The organism is Bradyrhizobium sp. IC3195, assembly GCF_020193585.1.
In the GTDB taxonomy this organism is placed as follows: domain Bacteria; phylum Pseudomonadota; class Alphaproteobacteria; order Rhizobiales; family Xanthobacteraceae; genus Bradyrhizobium; species Bradyrhizobium yuanmingense.
Genome location: NZ_JADYVG010000001.1, coordinates 683,149 through 699,037 on the forward strand (window position 1 = coordinate 683,149; position 15,889 = coordinate 699,037).

Here is a 15,889-nt window from a genome sequence, read left to right on the forward strand (position 1 = left end):
TCCCACAGCCCCACCTCTCACCGATCGCGAACGCGTCCAGGCGGACCGCGCGAAGGCTGCCGAGGATGAGAAGGGGGCTCCGGCCACGCGACCATGGGATCGCGACGCCGATGGCAAACGGCCGTGGGACCGCAAGTCGCCAAAGTCCTGAGACGCGAAGCTCGCTTCCCCCGCGGAAGGAACAACTCCTGCCGGGCTGGATTGTCTGCCAAACCAGGGAGACGATCCATGATCCGTAAATCCATCCTCGTCACGATCGCTTGTGCTGCGCTTTCGACGGCCGCCCTTGCTCAAGGAGGCGGTGGTGGCGGAGGCGGTGGGGGTGGCGCAGGCGGCGGTGGCGCAGGTGCGGGTGCCGCGGCAGGCACGGGGACCGGCGGAACCAGCGGCGGATCTGCGGCCTCATCGGGCGCGGGAATTGGAACGTCACCCAGCAGTGCCAATTCCGGGCCGTCGGCTCCCTCCGGCATGGGAACGCAGGGCACCACCACAGGCGCCAACATCAACACCAATAACAGCCCGACCAATCCCAACGTTCAGGCGCCGACTGCCGCCGGCAAGTCGCCCACGGCAGCTCAGGCCGAGCGAAACATGGGTGCCGGGCGCGCTCCGAATGGGGTGCCGATCGGCAGTCCGGGGTCCGGGACCAGCAACGAGGATCAGAAATAGTCGAACGCGATTGTCACGGAAGGCCCGCACGAAGCGGGCCTTTCATTTGGCGCCGGTCTGCTGCTCCCAACCGGCATTGATCCAACTGCGCCCTGCATAATTAGGACTCTCTTTGACCTGAATCGCGCTAGTATCGGCGGACATCTCTTCATCGATACTCACCTCGCGGTTCGCGTCTGCAGTGACACCCAACCCACAATCTGACAGGACCATGAAAGTCCGCTGCTGCGTCGTCGGCGGGGGACCTGCCGGCATGATGCTCGGCTACCTCCTGGGACGCGCCGGCATCGACGTCGTGGTGCTGGAGAAGCATGCGGATTTCTTCCGCGACTTCCGCGGCGATACCGTGCATCCGTCGACGCTTGAAGTGATGGATGAGCTCGGCCTGATCGACGGCTTCCTGAAGCTGCCGCACCAGCGCCTGCAAAAGATGGACGGCCTGTTCGGCGGCACGCCTGTGCGCATTGCCGATCTCAGCCGGCTCCATACCAAATACCCCTTCATCGCCTTCATGCCGCAATGGGACTTCTTGAATTTTCTGCGCGAGGCGGGCAGGCGCTTTGCCTCGCTCGAGGTGATGATGAGCACGGAGGCGATCGATCTGATCCGCCGCGGCGAGACGATTGCCGGCGTGCGGGCGAAGACGCCTGAGGGCATCATCGACATCGAAGCCGATCTCACCATCGCCTGCGACGGCCGGCATTCGACGGTGCGTGAGCGCGCCGGCCTTAGCGTCGAGGAGATCGGCGCGCCGATGGACGTGCTGTGGTTTCGCGCCGGCCGCAAACCCGACGAAACCGAGAACGTGTTCGCTCGGGTCGAGCCCGGCAAGATGATGATCACCTTCGACCGCGGCGAATATTGGCAGTGCGCCTATGTCATCGCCAAGGGACAGTACGATGCGGTGAAGGCGAGGGGACTTTCGGCGCTGCTCGACGACGTCGTGCGCATGGCGCCGATCCTCCGCTCCGGCATCGCCGAGGTGAAGAGCTTCGACGACGTCAAGCTGCTCACCGTCGCGATCAACCGCCTAGCGCGCTGGACGCAGCCGGGCCTATTGTGCATCGGCGACGCCGCGCATGCGATGTCGCCAATCGGCGGCGTGGGCGTCAATCTCGCCGTGCAGGATGCGGTTGCGACCGCAAACCTCCTGGCGCACAAGCTGCAGCATGGCTGCCCGTCCGAGCACGAGCTCGATGCCATCAGGCGCCGTCGCGCGTTCCCGGTGAAGATGACGCAAGCTATGCAGGTGGTCGTGCAGAACAACATCATCAGTGGCGCCTTGCAGGGCGGCGACCGGCCGCTGAAGGTGCCGCTGGTCGTGCGCCTCATCACCGCGCTGCCATGGCTCCAGGGCATTCCAGCGCGCCTGCTTGCGCTCGGCGTGCGGCCCGAGCACGTGCATTTGCGCGCCGCGCCGCAATCCTAGCGGAGGACTTCGGTAGGGATAACGCGGCGTGAATTCGCGCGCGATGCGTTGCACGCTTGCAACATCGCCATCGGATTCACGGCGCGATGCGGGCCCAACCGCCACGTTAACCGTGTTGATTTCAATTTTAGTAAGAGCCGTCTGTGACCGTGCGTCCATCAAGGACACGGGGTGTACCATGCGTAATAAGTTGATTGCCGCCTTTGCCTGCACGACGGCTCTGGTTTCGACCGGTGCGGCCTCCGCCGCCGATCTCGGTGCGCGTTACACGAAGGCGCCCGCCTATGTCGAGCCGCTTTTCAACTGGACCGGCTTCTATGTCGGCGGCCACATCGGTGGCGCATGGACCAACCAGCAGTTCATCAACAACGGCACCGGCGCGGCGTTCGGCGATCTGCTGCCGGGAGAGGGCTATCGCCAGCGCAACGCGGGCGTCATGGGCGGCGCGCAGATCGGCTACAATTGGCAGGCCAACAATTACGTGTTCGGCGTGGAAGGCACGATTTCGGGTCTCGACAACAAGGGCTCGTTCACGAACACCGTGTTTGGCGCCGCGGATGACGTGTTCTCCTGGCGTACCAACGTGCTCGCGACCGTGGTCGGGCGCGCCGGCTTCGCCGTGCAGAACAACCTCTTCTACATCAAGGGCGGCTATGCCGGCGCGAACAACCGCCTCTCGGTCACCGACACCGTCGGTGTGGCGACGGGCTCGGGCGGACAAACCCATTGGGCCAACGGCTGGACCGTCGGCGCCGGCTGGGAATACGGCGTCACCCGCAACTGGATCGTCGGCCTCGAATACAATTACGCGGCCTTCACCAGCCAGACCTATCAGCTCGGCGGCACCTCCGGAAACTACACCTTCGATGCCAAGCCGCGCGACATCCAATGGGCCGTGGTGCGCGCGAGCTACAAGTTCGACGCACCCACCATCGCCCGCTACTGAGCACGTCGACGCAACGCGACCAACGATCAAGAAAAGCACTGTCTCAATTCAAAAGCCCCGGCGTCGTCCGGGGCTTCTTTTTTGCGTTGTTGGATGGCGGGCAGGCCGGCTTCAGGCCATCACCGAGAATCCGCCGTCGACCGGGATCGCCGTACCCGTGACGAAATTCGACGCGGGCGATGCCAGGAACACGGCGATGCCGGCGAAGTCGTCGATGTCGCCCCAGCGCCCCGCAGGCGTGCGCGCCAGCACGCGCTCGTGCAGCCCCGAGACCTGCTGTCGCGCGCCGCGGGTGAGATCGGTGTCGATCCAGCCCGGCAGGATGGCGTTGACCTGGATGTTGTCCGGCGCCCAGGCATTGGCGCAGGCGCGCGTATACTGCACGATGCCGCCCTTGCTGGCCGCATAGGCGGTCGCGAAGCTCGCGCCGAAGATCGACATCATCGAGCCGATGTTGATCACCTTGCCGTTGCCGGACGCCTTCAGCGCCGGATAGGCCAGCTTCGAGCACACGAAGGCGCTGGTGAGGTTGGTGTCGATCACCTTGTTCCACTCGTCGAGCTCGAGCTCGTGCGGCGGCTTGCGGATGCTCATGCCGGCATTGTTGACGAGGATGTCGATGCGGCCGAGCTCCTTGACGACACGGTCGATCATGGCTGCGACCGCCGCCTTGTCGGTCACGTCGGTGGCGACGGCGATCGCCTTCACGCCGCGCTGCCTGAGATCGGCCACGGCGGCGGCGGACTTGCTCTCGTTGCGTCCGACCACGGCGATGTCGGCGCCGGCATCGGCGAGGCCGCGCGCCATGCCGAGCCCGATGCCGCCATTGCCTCCCGTGACGATCGCGACCTTGCCGCGGAGATCGAACCGGCTGGATGTCATGCTTGGATTCCCTGGTTTCTTCTATTGGTTGCTCTGCCAGATCAGCACCAGCCCGAACCCGGCCATGGCTGCGCCATAGCCGGCCCAGTGCAGCTGGTTGACCATGAAGCTCGATCGCGGCCACGGAACCGTGCCCGTGCCCTGTCCGATCCAGAGCAGCCCGAGAGCGGTTGCAAACAGGCCTGCCACCAGCAGAAATCTGCGCATGCCTTCCTCCCATCGGTCCGCTTCTGTCGCGCTCCACGGCATCAACGACTGCCGCAGCCACGAAAACTTGCCGACAGACTAGCCGTAGCTCTGGTACGGACACAATGGGCCGTGGCCGCAAGGACGCTAGGCCCAAACGAAAAAGCCCCGGCGATGCCGGGGCTTTGACGCTTGATCGTGCGATCAGATCAGTACTTCGCGACGACCGGACCGGTCCAGTTGAAGCGGTAGACCAGCGAGGTCGAGATCGTCTGGTTCCAGCTGTTGGCGCGCACGCTGTTGATGGTCGGGAGGTCGCCGATATCGGTGCGGATAGCCTCAGTCTTGGCATTGTAGAAGGCCGAACGGTACTCGGTCTTCATGAACCAGCCGGGCGAGGTGATGCCGAAGATGTTCAGGCTGTTCTCGACGCCGCCGCCGATGAACCAGCCGTGACGATCGTAGCCATTGAGGTGAACACCGGCCGGGGTACCGCCGAGCGTCGTGAAGTTGGTGCGGCCGAAGTGAGCGCCGGAGTAACCGCCGTTGACGTAGGAGAGAACGTTCGGAGCGACCAGCCAGCCGAGGCGCACGCCCGCCGCCCAAGAGGTCTCCAGCTTCTGGTTACCAGTGATGTCGAAGGTCGGATCCTGGATGGTGGAGCGGATGCTGCCGAACTGAGCGTCGCCAAACACACCGGCGACCCAGGTGCCGCTGAACTGCCAGTCGTAACCAGCGCCGACCGTACCAAACCAACCGGAACCGCCCTGACGCTGGGTGATGGTCAGCGGGGTACCCGTGGCGGTGTCGACAATCTGCTGGTCAGCATTGGAGAGGCCGCCGCCGCCGCCGCCGAAGACGTAGAAGCCGGTCCAGTTGGCGACGGGCGCCGGCATCGGGGCCTTCGCGTAGGGACGGGCGCCCAAGTCGGCAGCCGAGGCCGAGCCGGTCATCGCCGCAACCGCGGTCAGAGCGAGCAATGTCTTCTTCATTTTAAATCCCCAAACCTTGTCGGCGCGAGCGCACTGAAGTCCGTGTCATCTGATGACCGGACTATAGACGGTTCTTGCCGAAATGCTGTTGCCGGACAGGCACAGTCGCCGGAAAACGCCGGTGTGGGGGTATTTTGCGGCGGCCTCGCCCAGATCTAGAAAATTGTTATGTTTCAAGGCCTTGACCGAATTCTGGCGACTCGATTTTGAGTAAGGTTTCGTTAGTAAATTCGGTTTTGTCCGAGACGGAGGCAATCCTGCTCCCGGCCGCAGCATCCGCTGAGTCGCTGGCCGAGTCGCCGCGAGACGAATCCGGAAAGCAACGAAGATCCCGGCAGCACACAAGGCAAACTGGTCCGAAACGGCGGCCGCTGCCCCAAAGACACAGCCCCGGCTTTGGGCCGGGGCTGTGTTGGCGTGCAGCCGGTTTGGTTGCCGCCTCAAACGTCCAGCAGCTCGTCGCTGGCAAACTCGGCCTTGTCCGAGATGAAGGCAAAGCGCGCCTCGGCCTTGGTGCCCATCAGCCGCTCGACCGAATCCGCCGTGGTGTCGCGGTCGTCGGCCAGCAGCACCACCTTGAGCAACGTCCGCCTGGCCGGGTCCATGGTGGTCTCCTTGAGCTGCGCCGGCATCATCTCGCCGAGCCCTTTGAAGCGGTTCACCTCGACCTTGGCGTTGGCGTTGAACGCGCTCTTGAGCAGCGCCTCCTTGTGCGCGTCGTCGCGGGCGTAGACCGACTTGGAGCCGTGGGTCAGCTTGTAGAGCGGCGGCACCGCGAGGAAGAGATGGCCTTCGTCGATCAGCCGCGGCATCTGGCGATAGAAGAAGGTGATCAGGAGCGAGGCGATGTGGGCGCCGTCGACGTCGGCGTCGGTCATGATGATGATGCGCTGATAGCGCAGATCCTCCTCGCGATATTGCGCGAGCGTGCCGCAGCCGATCGCCTGCACGAGGTCGGAGAGCTGCGCATTCGCCGTCAGCTTGTCCTTGCCGGCGGAGGCGACGTTGAGGATCTTGCCGCGCAGCGGCAGCACGGCCTGGGTCTTGCGGTCGCGCGCCTGCTTGGCGCTGCCGCCGGCCGAGTCACCCTCGACGATGAACAGCTCCGAGCCCTCGGTGCCGGCATCGGTGCAGTCGGCGAGCTTGCCGGGCAGGCGCAGCTTCTTGCCGGCCGTCTTGCGTGCGGTCTCCTTCTCCTGCCGCCGCCGCAGCCGCTCCTCGGCGCGGTCGATGACGAAGTCGAGCAGCCGGTTGGCCATGTTCGGATTGCCCGACAGCCAATGGTCGAACGGGTCCTTCATCGCCTGCTCGACGATGCGCTGCGCTTCGGCGGTGGCGAGGCGATCCTTGGTCTGGCCCTGGAATTCGGGCTCGCGCACGAACACCGAAAGCATCACGGCGGCGCCCACCATCACGTCTTCCGAGGTGACGGAGGCGGCGCGCTTGCCCTGGCCGACGCGCTCGGCGTGATCCTTCAAGCCGCGCAGCAGCGCGCTGCGCAGGCCGGATTCGTGGGTGCCGCCGTCGGGCGTCGGCACGGTGTTGGTATAGGAGGAAAGGAAGCCGTCGGCATCCGCGGTCCAGGCCACCGCCCATTCGCAGGCGCCGTGCGCGCCGTTGCGTCCCGACTTGCCGGAGAAGATGTCCGGATGCACCAGCGTGTCGGCGTGGATCGCAGCAGCGAGATAGTCCTTGAGGCCGCCCGGGAAGTGGAACGTCGCTTCCGCCGGCACGTCCTCTACGCCTTTGAGCAGCTCGGGCGCGCAGTTCCAGCGGATCTCGACGCCGCCGAACAGGTAGGCCTTCGAGCGCGTCATCTTGAACAGGCGCTGCGGCTTGAACGCGGCCTTCTGCCCGAAGATGTCGGTGTCGGGCTTGAAGCGCACGCGCGTGCCGCGGCGGTTGTTGACCTTGCCGAGGTCCTCGAGCTTGCCCTTGGGATGGCCGCGCTCGAAGGTCATGCGGTAGAGCTTCTGGCTGCGCGCGACCTCGACCTCGAGACGCGAGGAGAGGGCGTTCACCACGGAGATGCCGACGCCGTGCAGACCGCCCGAGGTCTCGTAGACCTTGCTGTCGAACTTGCCGCCCGAATGCAGCGTGCACATGATGACTTCGAGCGCCGACTTCTTCGGGAATTTCGGATGCGGATCGATCGGGATGCCGCGGCCGTTGTCGGTGACGGTCAGGAAACCGTCCGCACTCAGCTCGACTCCGATGAAGGTCGCATGCCCGGCCAACGCCTCGTCCATCGAGTTGTCGATGACTTCGGCGAACAGATGATGCAGCGCCTTCTCGTCGGTGCCGCCGATATACATGCCAGGCCGACGCCGCACCGGTTCCAGCCCCTCGAGCACCTCGATGTCGGCTGCCGTGTAATCGGCTTCCCCGCCACTGCGCGGCGCCGCCTTGACGGCTGTGCGGGGCTTCGGCTCGTCACCGCCGAAGAAATCGTCTTTTGCTTTTGGCTTCAACTGCTTGGACATATATCTTGATACGTTTTGAGGGCCGCAGAAGCGGCGAATCGGTTAAGCCGACTATGCCACTTCTGACTTGGAAAGGTTACCGTAGGGCGGACTGGGCGCTGTGGGTTGGGAGCGAATCCGGGCGATTTTACGCCGCAGCCTCGCCATTTCCCGGCAATTTGACGTGCCGGCTTGGTGATGTCGGGGTTTTGTGACTTGATGTCACACAAGTCCTTGGCTTACCAGTCCTTTTCATCGAGCAGCACCTTGAGACGGGGCGGGAAGGCTATTTTGGATGGAGCAGTTTGCGCACGCCCTCACTGACTTCGTGCGCGTTCACCAGGCTTGGGCAGCGCCAATCGTGTTCGTGCTGGCCTTCGGAGAGTCGCTCGCCTTCATCTCGCTGCTGGTCCCGGCCTGGGGCGCGCTGGTGGCAATCGGTGCGCTGATCGGGGTCAGCGGCATCAACTTTTTTCCGGTCTGGATTGCCGGCGCCCTCGGCGCGGCGCTGGGTGACTGGGTCTCCTACTGGTTCGGCTACCGCTACAAGGAGAAGGTCGCCGAGATGTGGCCGCTCTCGCGCTATCCGGGACTGCTCCCCAGAGGCGAGGCTTTCGTGCGCAGCTGGGGCGTCCCCAGCATATTCATCGGGCGCTTCTTCGGACCCCTGCGCGCCTCGGTGCCGCTCGCGGCCGGCATCTTCGAGATGCCCTATTGGACCTTCCAGGCGGCCAATTTCGTCTCGGCCCTGATCTGGTCGGCCGTGCTCCTGCTGTTCGGCGACGTGCTCGCCAAGATCATGGAATGGATCTGGCGGGTGATCTGACCGGGCAACGGGGCCGCCCGGTCAGGGCGTCAGGCCAAGCCTTCTAAGCAAGCCTACAGCGATGCGTTCCAGATCGCGGGGATCCAGCGATATCCGGAGCCGTCCTTCTCGACCCGGACGAGACCGGGGAAGGCGGCGTGGAAGGCCTGGATCGGCATCTTCTCGGCAATCGCCATGTCGTAGAGCTTGCGGCGCGTCTGCTGGGCCAGCGGTTTGTCGACGTCGGATGCGATGTTCCATTCGGGATGCTTCACGAACAGGAACGCTGCGCCCGCGGTGATATCCACCTGCACCAGCACCTTCTCGGCGCCGGAGGCGACGATGAAGGAATTGTGGCCTGGCGTGTGGCCGGGGCTCGCCACCGAGGTGATCCCGGGCGCGACTTCCTTGCCGGCCTCATATTGCGTGACCTTGCGGCCCAGGGCATCGAACACGCGGCGGATGTTCTTGAAATTGTTCTCGAGGATCGGATTGCCCATCCCCTTGCTCATCTCGCCGTCATCCATCCAGAACTTCCATTCCACCGCCGGCACCATGATCTCGGCATTGGGGAAGGCGGGCTTGTTCTCGGCCGCCAGCAGGCCGTTGATGTGGTCGCCATGGAAGTGGGAGATGATGACGGTATCGACCGCCGTGCGGTCGATACCGGCGGCGGCGAGATTGTTCTGGAATTGGCCGACCTTGCCCTTCGAGTGCGTGAACTGGTCGGGACCGAGCCCGGTATCGATGACGACGAGCTTCGGTCCGGTGTTGACCACGACCGGGTTGAAGGTGTGGGTGACCTTGTCGGCCGGCAGGTGGTGCTCGGCGAACACTTTGTTGATGTCATCCTTGCTGGCGCCGGCGGCGTAATTGTCGGTCAGATTGACGGTCGCAACGCCGTCGCAGACCACCGTGACCTGGTGGGTGCCGACATTGTAGCGATAGAAGCTCGCATTCTGCTTCTCGGCCAGCGGCGCGGCGGCGCCCGCGGGCGAAATCTTCACGAAAGGCAGGAGCGCCGATGCGGCGGCGCCGGCTAGCGTTGCGCGACGAGTAATCTCGGTCATGGTGATGTCCTGAGGCTGGGTGCGAACGGCTCGGGGCCGGCGAAGAGGTTGTGTCCCGCCGGTCGTTCTCGAAAACCCCTACTTCTAGTAGAAATTCCACGGCGGTCCGATGACATCTGTGTGCATCCTGCCGTCCCACTGAACCGATTTGCTCTTGACCATGGAACCTGGTGGCATTATAGCCGCGCGCCATGATCAACGCCGCGACCATTCTGTTCGCCCGTCGCCGCCGCCGCAGCTTAGCGGTTTGGGCGGTCGATCGCGTTTGAGATCATCGTCTTTGCCGCTGGACCAGATCCGCGGCATCCTCTCTCCTGTCAGCGCGATCTGATCCGGCGGCCCCTTAGGAGGCCCAGCAGGAGACCACGATGTACACGCCACCCTTTTTCAAGCAGGACCGCGCCGCGAGCCTGAAATTCGCCGAGGAGCGCGGCTTCGGCACGATGTGCGCGTTCGATGGCAAGCGGCCGATCGCCTCGCCGTTGCCGTTCTATTTGACCTATGCCGCAGATGGCACGCCGCAGGCTGCCTTTCATCTCGCCCGTCACAATCCGCTGCTAAAGCTGGCGGGCGGCGAGGCGTCGTGGCTGCTCGCGGTCAACGGCCCGGATGCCTATGTATCGCCGGACTGGTACGTCTCGCCGGATCAGGTTCCGACCTGGCTCTACCAGTCGGTGCATCTGAGCGGGCCGGTTCGGCTGTTGTCGGATGACGAGCTGGCGGTGCAGCTCGAGGTGCTCAGCGCCAAGTTCGAGAGCTGGCTGCTGCCGAAAAAGCCGTGGACGTCGGCCAAGATGACGGCGGGTCGGCTGGAGACGATGAAGAAAGGGATCGTTGGGCTGGTCATGACCGTTGAGGAGGTCGAAGGCAGCTTCAAGCTGAACCAGCACAAGTCGGATGCCGATTATGCAGCGATCGCGAATGCGCTTGACGGCGGCGATGCCGATGCCAAGCGGATCTCACAATTGATGCGGCAGGCAAGGCCGCAGATTTTCGCAGACGACACGAACATGCTCGAAGGGAGCGCATCATGAGCCTCGCTGACACCACCAAAGCTCCGGCCACCAGCGCGGCCAAGAAGCCGGCCACCGTCTTCGTCGATGGCGGCTCCGGCACCACCGGCCTCGGCATCAATGAGCGGCTGAAGCTCCAAAGCGACGTCGCGGTGAAGACCATTGCCGACGACAAGCGCAAGGATCCCGCGGCCAAGAAGGCGCTGATGGAGGAGGTGGATCTCGTCATACTCTGCCTTCCCGACGATGCCGCCAAGGAAACCGTTGCCCTGGTCGACGGCATGGGGGCTCACGCGCCCAAGGTGCTGGATGCCTCGACCGCCTACCGGGTCGCGCCGGACTGGGCTTACGGCTTTGCGGAGCTCACGCCTGACCAGGCCGGCAAGATCAAGGCGGCGAAGAAGGTCTCCAATCCCGGCTGCTATCCGACCGGCGCGATCGCGCTGCTGCGGCCGATCGTCGATGCTGGCCTGCTGCCGCCTGATTATCCCGTCACCGTCAACGCGGTGAGCGGCTATTCCGGCGGTGGCAAGTCGATGATCGCAAGCTTCGAGGATGGCAGCGCCCCGTCCTTCGAGCTCTACGGCCTCGGCTTCGAGCACAAGCATCTGCCGGAGATGCAGCTCTATTCGAACCTGACGCGGCGGCCGATCTTTATTCCCTCGGTCGGCAACTACCGGCAGGGCATGCTGGTCTCGGTGCCGCTCCAGCTCGACACGCTGCCGGGCAAGCCTGGCGGCGCCGACCTGCAAACCGCGATGGCAAAGCGTTACGCCGGCTCGAAATACGTCAAGGTGATGCCGCTGCAGAACGAGGCGAGCAAGGGCGGCCGGCTCGAGCCGGAGGCGCTCAACGAGACCAACATGCTCGAGCTCTACGTCTTCGCCAGCGACAAATATCACCAGGCGCTATTGGTCGCCCGGCTCGACAATCTCGGCAAGGGGGCATCCGGCGCAGCCGTGCAGAACATGCGGCTGATGCTCGGCCTGCCGGAGGAGTGAGGCAGGCCTCTATCCTCCGTCATTGCGAGCGAAGCGAAGCAATCCAGAGCTTCCACCGCGGAAATAGTCTGGATTGCTTCGTCGCAAGGGCTCCTCGCAATGACGTGGAAAGTGCTTCAAACCACCCTGAAGATCGCCAGCACCAGCACGGCCTGGGCGAAGAAGCCGACGGTGAAGGCGAGGGTGCGGAACACCGGAATTCCGAGCGCATAGACGATGATGTGCGCGATGCGCGACCAGAAATAGACGGCGCAGGCGAGCACCGTCCATTTCGTGGAATAGTCGATCGCGTTCAGGATCAGCACCAGCGGGGCGAAGATGACGAGGTTCTCGACCGCGTTGTCATGGGCGAACATCAGCCGGTTGGCCCACTCCGCCTGCGGCTTGTCGCCGCGCGAGGGGTTGGCCATGGCACCGCTCAAACCGCGAACCTGGCAGCGGTTGATGATGTAGGGAACCCACAGAACGCCCGTCAGGATCACCGTCAGTGTCAGCCAGAACAATTCGCGTGTCATAGTGCCGGTCCCCTGTGTCGTCGCTGGATTGAGGCTAGAGCATGATCCGGAAAAGTGAGTAGCGGTTTTCCGAAAAGATCATGCTCAAACAATTAGTCTATACGAAAGCGCGCCGGATTCCGCTACGCGCGAACTCTGACATAGCTGCCGGGCGCGTCCTCGATCGGCGGAAATGCGTCGCTGCCGACCACGCGCGCCGGGACTTCCTCGGGGTCGAGCTCGCCCAGCCACTCCCGCCAGTCCGGCCACCACGAGCCCTTGTGCTCGGTGGCGCCCTTCATCCACTGCGCGACGCTGACGTTCTTGATGTTGTCGTTGGTCCAATACTGGTACTTGTTCGCGGCAGGCGGATTGACCACGCCCGCGATGTGGCCCGAGCCGGACAGCACGTATTTCACCGGGCCGCCGAAGAATTGCGAGCCGTAGAGCACCGATTCCGCGGGCGCGATGTGATCCTCGCGGGTGGCGAGATTGTAGACCGGCACCTTCACCTTGGAGAGATCGAGCAGGGTGTTGTCGAGCGCCATCGTACCGGTGGAGAGCCGGTTCTCCAGATAGCAATTGCGCAGGTAATAGGAATGGTTGGCCTGGGTCATCCGTGTCGCATCGGAGTTCCAATGCAACAGGTCGAATGCGCTCGGCTGCTGGCCCTTCAGATAATTGCTGACCACGTAGGACCAGATCAGGTCGTTGGACCGCAGCATGTTGAAGGCCATGGCCATCTTCGAGCCTTCGAGCACACCGGCCGTCTTCATGTCCTGCTCGATCGCGGCGATCTGCTCCTCGTCGACGAACACGAGCAGATCGCCCGCATGAGTGAAGTCGACCTGGGCCGCGAAGAACGTCGCGGACGACACGCGCTGGCGGCGCTTCTCGGCGAGCCAGGCCAGCGTGGTCGCGAGCATCGTGCCGCCGACGCAATAGCCGGCGGTGTGCACCTTCATCTCGCCGGTGATCTTCTCGATCACGTCCATCGCCGTGAGCGGGCCTTCCTTCATGTAGTCTTCCCAGCCCTTGTTGCCGAGCCGCTTGTCGGGATTGACCCATGAGATCACGAAGACGGTGATGCCCTGATCGACGCACCACTTGATGTAGGATTTCTCCGGCTTGAGATCGAGGATGTAGAACTTGTTGATCCAGGGCGGCACGATCAGGAGCGGGGTGCGCAGCACCTTCTCCGTCGTCGGCGAATACTGGATCAGCTGCATCATCTCGTTCTGGTAGATCACCTTGCCCGGCGTCGTCGCCATGTTGACGCCGACGACGAGATTGTCCGGGTTGGACTGGCGGATCTTCAGCATGCCCTTGCCGGCGGCGATGTCCTCGGCCAGCATCTTCAGGCCGCGCGCGAGGTTCTCGCCGCTGGACGCCACCGTCTCGCGCAGCACTTCGGGGTTGGTCAGCACGAAGTTCGACGGCGAGAGCGCGTTGGTGACCTGCTGGACGTAGAACTCGGCCTTGCGGCGCGTGTGCGGATCGAGCCCTTCGGCGTCGCGCACCAGCTCCTGCGCCCATTTGGTCGTGAGCAGATAGAGCTGCATGACGAAGTCGAAGAACTGGTTCGACTTCCATTCCGGATCGGCAAAGCGCTTGTCGCGCGGCGAGGGCGCGATCGCGGGCTCGGCGTCCTGACCGGCCATGCGACGCACCGCCGAGCCCCACAGGTCGAGATAATCCTTGGCAAGCTTGGTCTGGAGATCGGACGAGCGGGACGTGTCCGACAGCCAATATTCGGCGACCGACGTGAACGTCTTGACGACCTCGGCAAGCTCGGCCGGCGGGCGGTCCTGCACCTCGCCGCTCTCGCGCGGCTTGAGATAGGCGGCGAGCGCCTTGCCGCCGCTCTCCATCGCCCGCGCGACGTTCATCGCAAAGGCTTCGGCGTCGAACTTCGTCTCGGGTTTCGGCGTATCGGTCGTGGCCATACTCATGAGCAGAACAGTAACGATTCATTCCGTATTCGTCACCGCGAAGCTCGCATGTTTGACGTTAAACACTCTCGAAGATGTGTTGCACTGCGACAAATCTTCTTGGTTCCGTCACAATGGAGCCGCACGGCTCGGCTTGTTGGGCATCGGTTGTTTTCTCGCTCGCACCATTTGGGCAGCAATGGTTTGAGCTTGGGCACGGTCTTGGGTAAGCTTGCCCCGGGGCCGTGCATTGGGACGAGTAGGGGATTTCCCAAGTGTTGGCGTTGTGGGACCTGCAAAAGACGCTGCCGATCTGCGGCGCGGTGCTGATCGCGGCGCTCGCCCTGGGCGGGTGTTCGAGCCAACTCGCGGATCTGGCGCCCGCGGATGCGCCGCCGCGTACCAGGGAGCCCGGCAGCTATCTGCCCGTGCACGATCTGCCCCCGGATCGCGATCAGGCGATCATCCCGCTGGAGCAGCGCGCCAAGATCGAGGCCGAGCTCGCCGCCGCGCGCGATCGCCAGGCCGCTGCCGCCAAGGACGCCAAATAGGCCCGTGGCCGCGAGACTGCCAACGTAATCGCTGGCGCCTCCGCTTTGCCGTGCTAAAAGACCTCGGTTCAGCCTGGAGTCAGGGCGAACGACTTCAATCTTCGTTGCCGACGATTGCTCTAAGTATTTGATTCTGAGTAATTTTCGCGATGGAGCCTGAGTGCTTTCGTGCCGGCCCTCGCGGCCCGTCGATTCTGTCCTGACCGGTTGCCCGGAGCCTAGAGAGCCATGGAAGAATTTTACCGCATTCGCCGCCTTCCGCCTTACGTGTTCGAGCAGGTCAACCGGGCCAAGGCGGCTGCGCGCAATGCCGGCGCCGACATCATTGACCTCGGCATGGGCAATCCGGACCTGCCGGCGCCGGCGCATGTGCTGGACAAGCTGAAGGAGACGCTCGGCAAGCCGCGCACCGACCGCTACTCGGCCTCGCGCGGCATCCCCGGGCTGCGCCGGGCCCAGGCCGCCTATTACGCCCGCCGCTTCGGCGTGAAGCTGAACCCCGACACCCAGGTCGTGGCGACGCTGGGCTCGAAGGAAGGTTTCGCCAACGTGGCGCAGGCGATCACCGCGCCGGGCGACGTCATCCTCTGTCCGAACCCGAGCTACCCGATTCACGCCTTCGGTTTCTTGATGGCGGGCGGCGTCATCCGCTCGGTGCCGTCGGAGCCGACGCCGCAGTTCTTCGAGGCGGCGGAGCGGGCGATCGTGCATTCGATCCCCAAGCCGCTCGCGCTCGTCGTCTGCTATCCCTCGAACCCGACCGCCTATGTCGCGAGCCTCGACTTCTACAAGGACCTCGTCGCCTTCGCGAAGAAGCACGAGATCCTGATCCTGTCCGATCTCGCTTATGCCGAGGTCTATTTCGACGAGAGCAACCCGCCGCCCTCGGTGCTGGAGGTGCCGGGCGCGATGGACTGCACCGTCGAGTTCACATCGATGTCGAAGACCTATTCGATGGCCGGCTGGCGCATGGGCTTTGCAGTCGGCAATGAGCGCGTGATCGCCGCGCTCGCCCGCGTCAAATCCTATCTCGATTACGGCGCCTTCACGCCGGTGCAGGTCGCGGCGACCGCGGCGCTGAACGGTCCGGACGATTGCATCAAGGAGATGCGCGACACCTACCGCAAGCGCCGCGACGCGCTGGTGGAATCGTTCGGCCGGGCGGGGTGGGAAATCCCGGCGCCGGAGGCCTCGATGTTCGCCTGGGTGCCGCTGCCGGAAGCCTTCCGCAGCGTCGGCAGCATGCAGTTCGCGACCCTGTTGGTGGAGAAATCCGGCGTCGCGGTCTCGCCCGGCGTCGGCTTCGGCGAGCATGGTGAAGGATATGTCCGCATCGCCATGGTGGAAAACGAGCAACGGATCAGGCAGGCCGCGCGCGGCGTCCGCCGCTTCCTTGAAAGCGGCATCGAAACGTTGCACAACGTGGTTCCTCTCGCCAATCGGCGGTAATTCTCTTCT

General features: G+C 64.1%; 15 protein-coding genes. 8 read left to right on the plus strand and 7 right to left on the minus strand.

Annotated elements, in window-relative coordinates; all coding sequences use genetic code 11:
- Window positions 1–228: 228 nt before the first annotated feature.
- The 3 genes from I6F09_RS03210 (at window position 229) to I6F09_RS03220 (ending at window position 3,044) form a co-directional block, all read left to right on the plus strand.
- Complete coding sequence (locus tag I6F09_RS03210; protein WP_225141822.1) at window positions 229–669, plus strand: hypothetical protein; 441 nt, start codon at window positions 229–231, stop codon at window positions 667–669.
- A gap of 211 nt (window positions 670–880) precedes the next feature.
- Entirely contained in the window at window positions 881–2,098 is a 1,218-nt protein-coding gene (locus I6F09_RS03215) for an FAD-dependent oxidoreductase (protein ID WP_225187436.1), read from the plus strand.
- A 178-nt stretch (window positions 2,099–2,276) separates the two neighbouring features.
- Window positions 2,277–3,044, plus strand: coding sequence for an outer membrane beta-barrel protein (locus I6F09_RS03220; protein WP_036022935.1), 768 nt, complete (start codon window positions 2,277–2,279; stop codon window positions 3,042–3,044).
- A gap of 111 nt (window positions 3,045–3,155) precedes the next feature.
- Here the strand turns inward: I6F09_RS03220 and I6F09_RS03225 are convergent, their stop codons facing one another.
- The 4 genes from I6F09_RS03225 to parE all read right to left on the minus strand — a co-directional run bounded on the left by I6F09_RS03225 (window position 3,156) and on the right by parE (window position 7,587).
- Complete coding sequence (locus I6F09_RS03225) at window positions 3,156–3,926, minus strand: glucose 1-dehydrogenase (RefSeq protein ID WP_035999947.1); 771 nt, start codon at window positions 3,924–3,926, stop codon at window positions 3,156–3,158.
- A 21-nt stretch (window positions 3,927–3,947) separates the two neighbouring features.
- Window positions 3,948–4,133, minus strand: a complete 186-nt coding sequence (locus tag I6F09_RS03230; protein ID WP_036000069.1) for a hypothetical protein — start codon at window positions 4,131–4,133, stop codon at window positions 3,948–3,950.
- 188 nt (window positions 4,134–4,321) lie between these two features.
- Window positions 4,322–5,104, minus strand: coding sequence for a porin family protein (locus tag I6F09_RS03235; RefSeq protein WP_225187437.1), 783 nt, complete (start codon window positions 5,102–5,104; stop codon window positions 4,322–4,324).
- 440 nt (window positions 5,105–5,544) lie between these two features.
- A complete protein-coding gene (gene parE, locus I6F09_RS03240; protein ID WP_035999934.1) occupies window positions 5,545–7,587 on the minus strand; it encodes a DNA topoisomerase IV subunit B in 2,043 nt (680 codons plus the stop codon).
- A gap of 274 nt (window positions 7,588–7,861) precedes the next feature.
- Here parE and I6F09_RS03245 point away from each other — a divergent pair, with 274 nt between their 5' ends.
- Window positions 7,862–8,392: a DedA family protein gene (locus I6F09_RS03245; protein ID WP_035999932.1), complete on the plus strand. Its 531-nt coding sequence runs from the start codon at window positions 7,862–7,864 to the stop codon at window positions 8,390–8,392.
- A 53-nt stretch (window positions 8,393–8,445) separates the two neighbouring features.
- Here the strand turns inward: I6F09_RS03245 and I6F09_RS03250 are convergent, their stop codons facing one another.
- Window positions 8,446–9,441 carry an MBL fold metallo-hydrolase gene (locus I6F09_RS03250; protein WP_225187438.1) on the minus strand — a complete coding sequence of 332 codons (996 nt, stop codon included), beginning with the start codon at window positions 9,439–9,441 and terminating at the stop codon, window positions 8,446–8,448.
- 368 nt (window positions 9,442–9,809) lie between these two features.
- On the opposite strand from I6F09_RS03250, the gene I6F09_RS03255 reads away from it, so the two are divergent.
- Window positions 9,810–10,475 (plus strand): FMN-binding negative transcriptional regulator, encoded by a 666-nt coding sequence (locus I6F09_RS03255; protein ID WP_035999927.1) that lies wholly within the window; start codon window positions 9,810–9,812, stop codon window positions 10,473–10,475.
- Window positions 10,472–11,455 carry an N-acetyl-gamma-glutamyl-phosphate reductase gene (gene argC / locus I6F09_RS03260; protein ID WP_225187439.1) on the plus strand — a complete coding sequence of 328 codons (984 nt, stop codon included), beginning with the start codon at window positions 10,472–10,474 and terminating at the stop codon, window positions 11,453–11,455. Before I6F09_RS03255 ends, argC begins: the two co-directional genes overlap by 4 nt.
- Window positions 11,456–11,571: 116 nt before the next feature.
- Here the strand turns inward: argC and I6F09_RS03265 are convergent, their stop codons facing one another.
- Window positions 11,572–11,970: an MAPEG family protein gene (locus I6F09_RS03265; protein ID WP_035999918.1), complete on the minus strand. Its 399-nt coding sequence runs from the start codon at window positions 11,968–11,970 to the stop codon at window positions 11,572–11,574.
- Between the two features lie 122 nt (window positions 11,971–12,092).
- Complete coding sequence (phaC, locus tag I6F09_RS03270) at window positions 12,093–13,901, minus strand: class I poly(R)-hydroxyalkanoic acid synthase (RefSeq protein ID WP_225171209.1); 1,809 nt, start codon at window positions 13,899–13,901, stop codon at window positions 12,093–12,095.
- Window positions 13,902–14,155: 254 nt separating this feature from the next.
- Here phaC and I6F09_RS03275 point away from each other — a divergent pair, with 254 nt between their 5' ends.
- Both I6F09_RS03275 and I6F09_RS03280 read left to right on the plus strand, forming a co-directional pair.
- Window positions 14,156–14,431, plus strand: coding sequence for a hypothetical protein (locus tag I6F09_RS03275; RefSeq protein WP_035999913.1), 276 nt, complete (start codon window positions 14,156–14,158; stop codon window positions 14,429–14,431).
- Between the two features lie 228 nt (window positions 14,432–14,659).
- Complete coding sequence (locus tag I6F09_RS03280) at window positions 14,660–15,880, plus strand: LL-diaminopimelate aminotransferase (RefSeq protein ID WP_035999902.1); 1,221 nt, start codon at window positions 14,660–14,662, stop codon at window positions 15,878–15,880.
- Window positions 15,881–15,889: the final 9 nt, after the last annotated feature.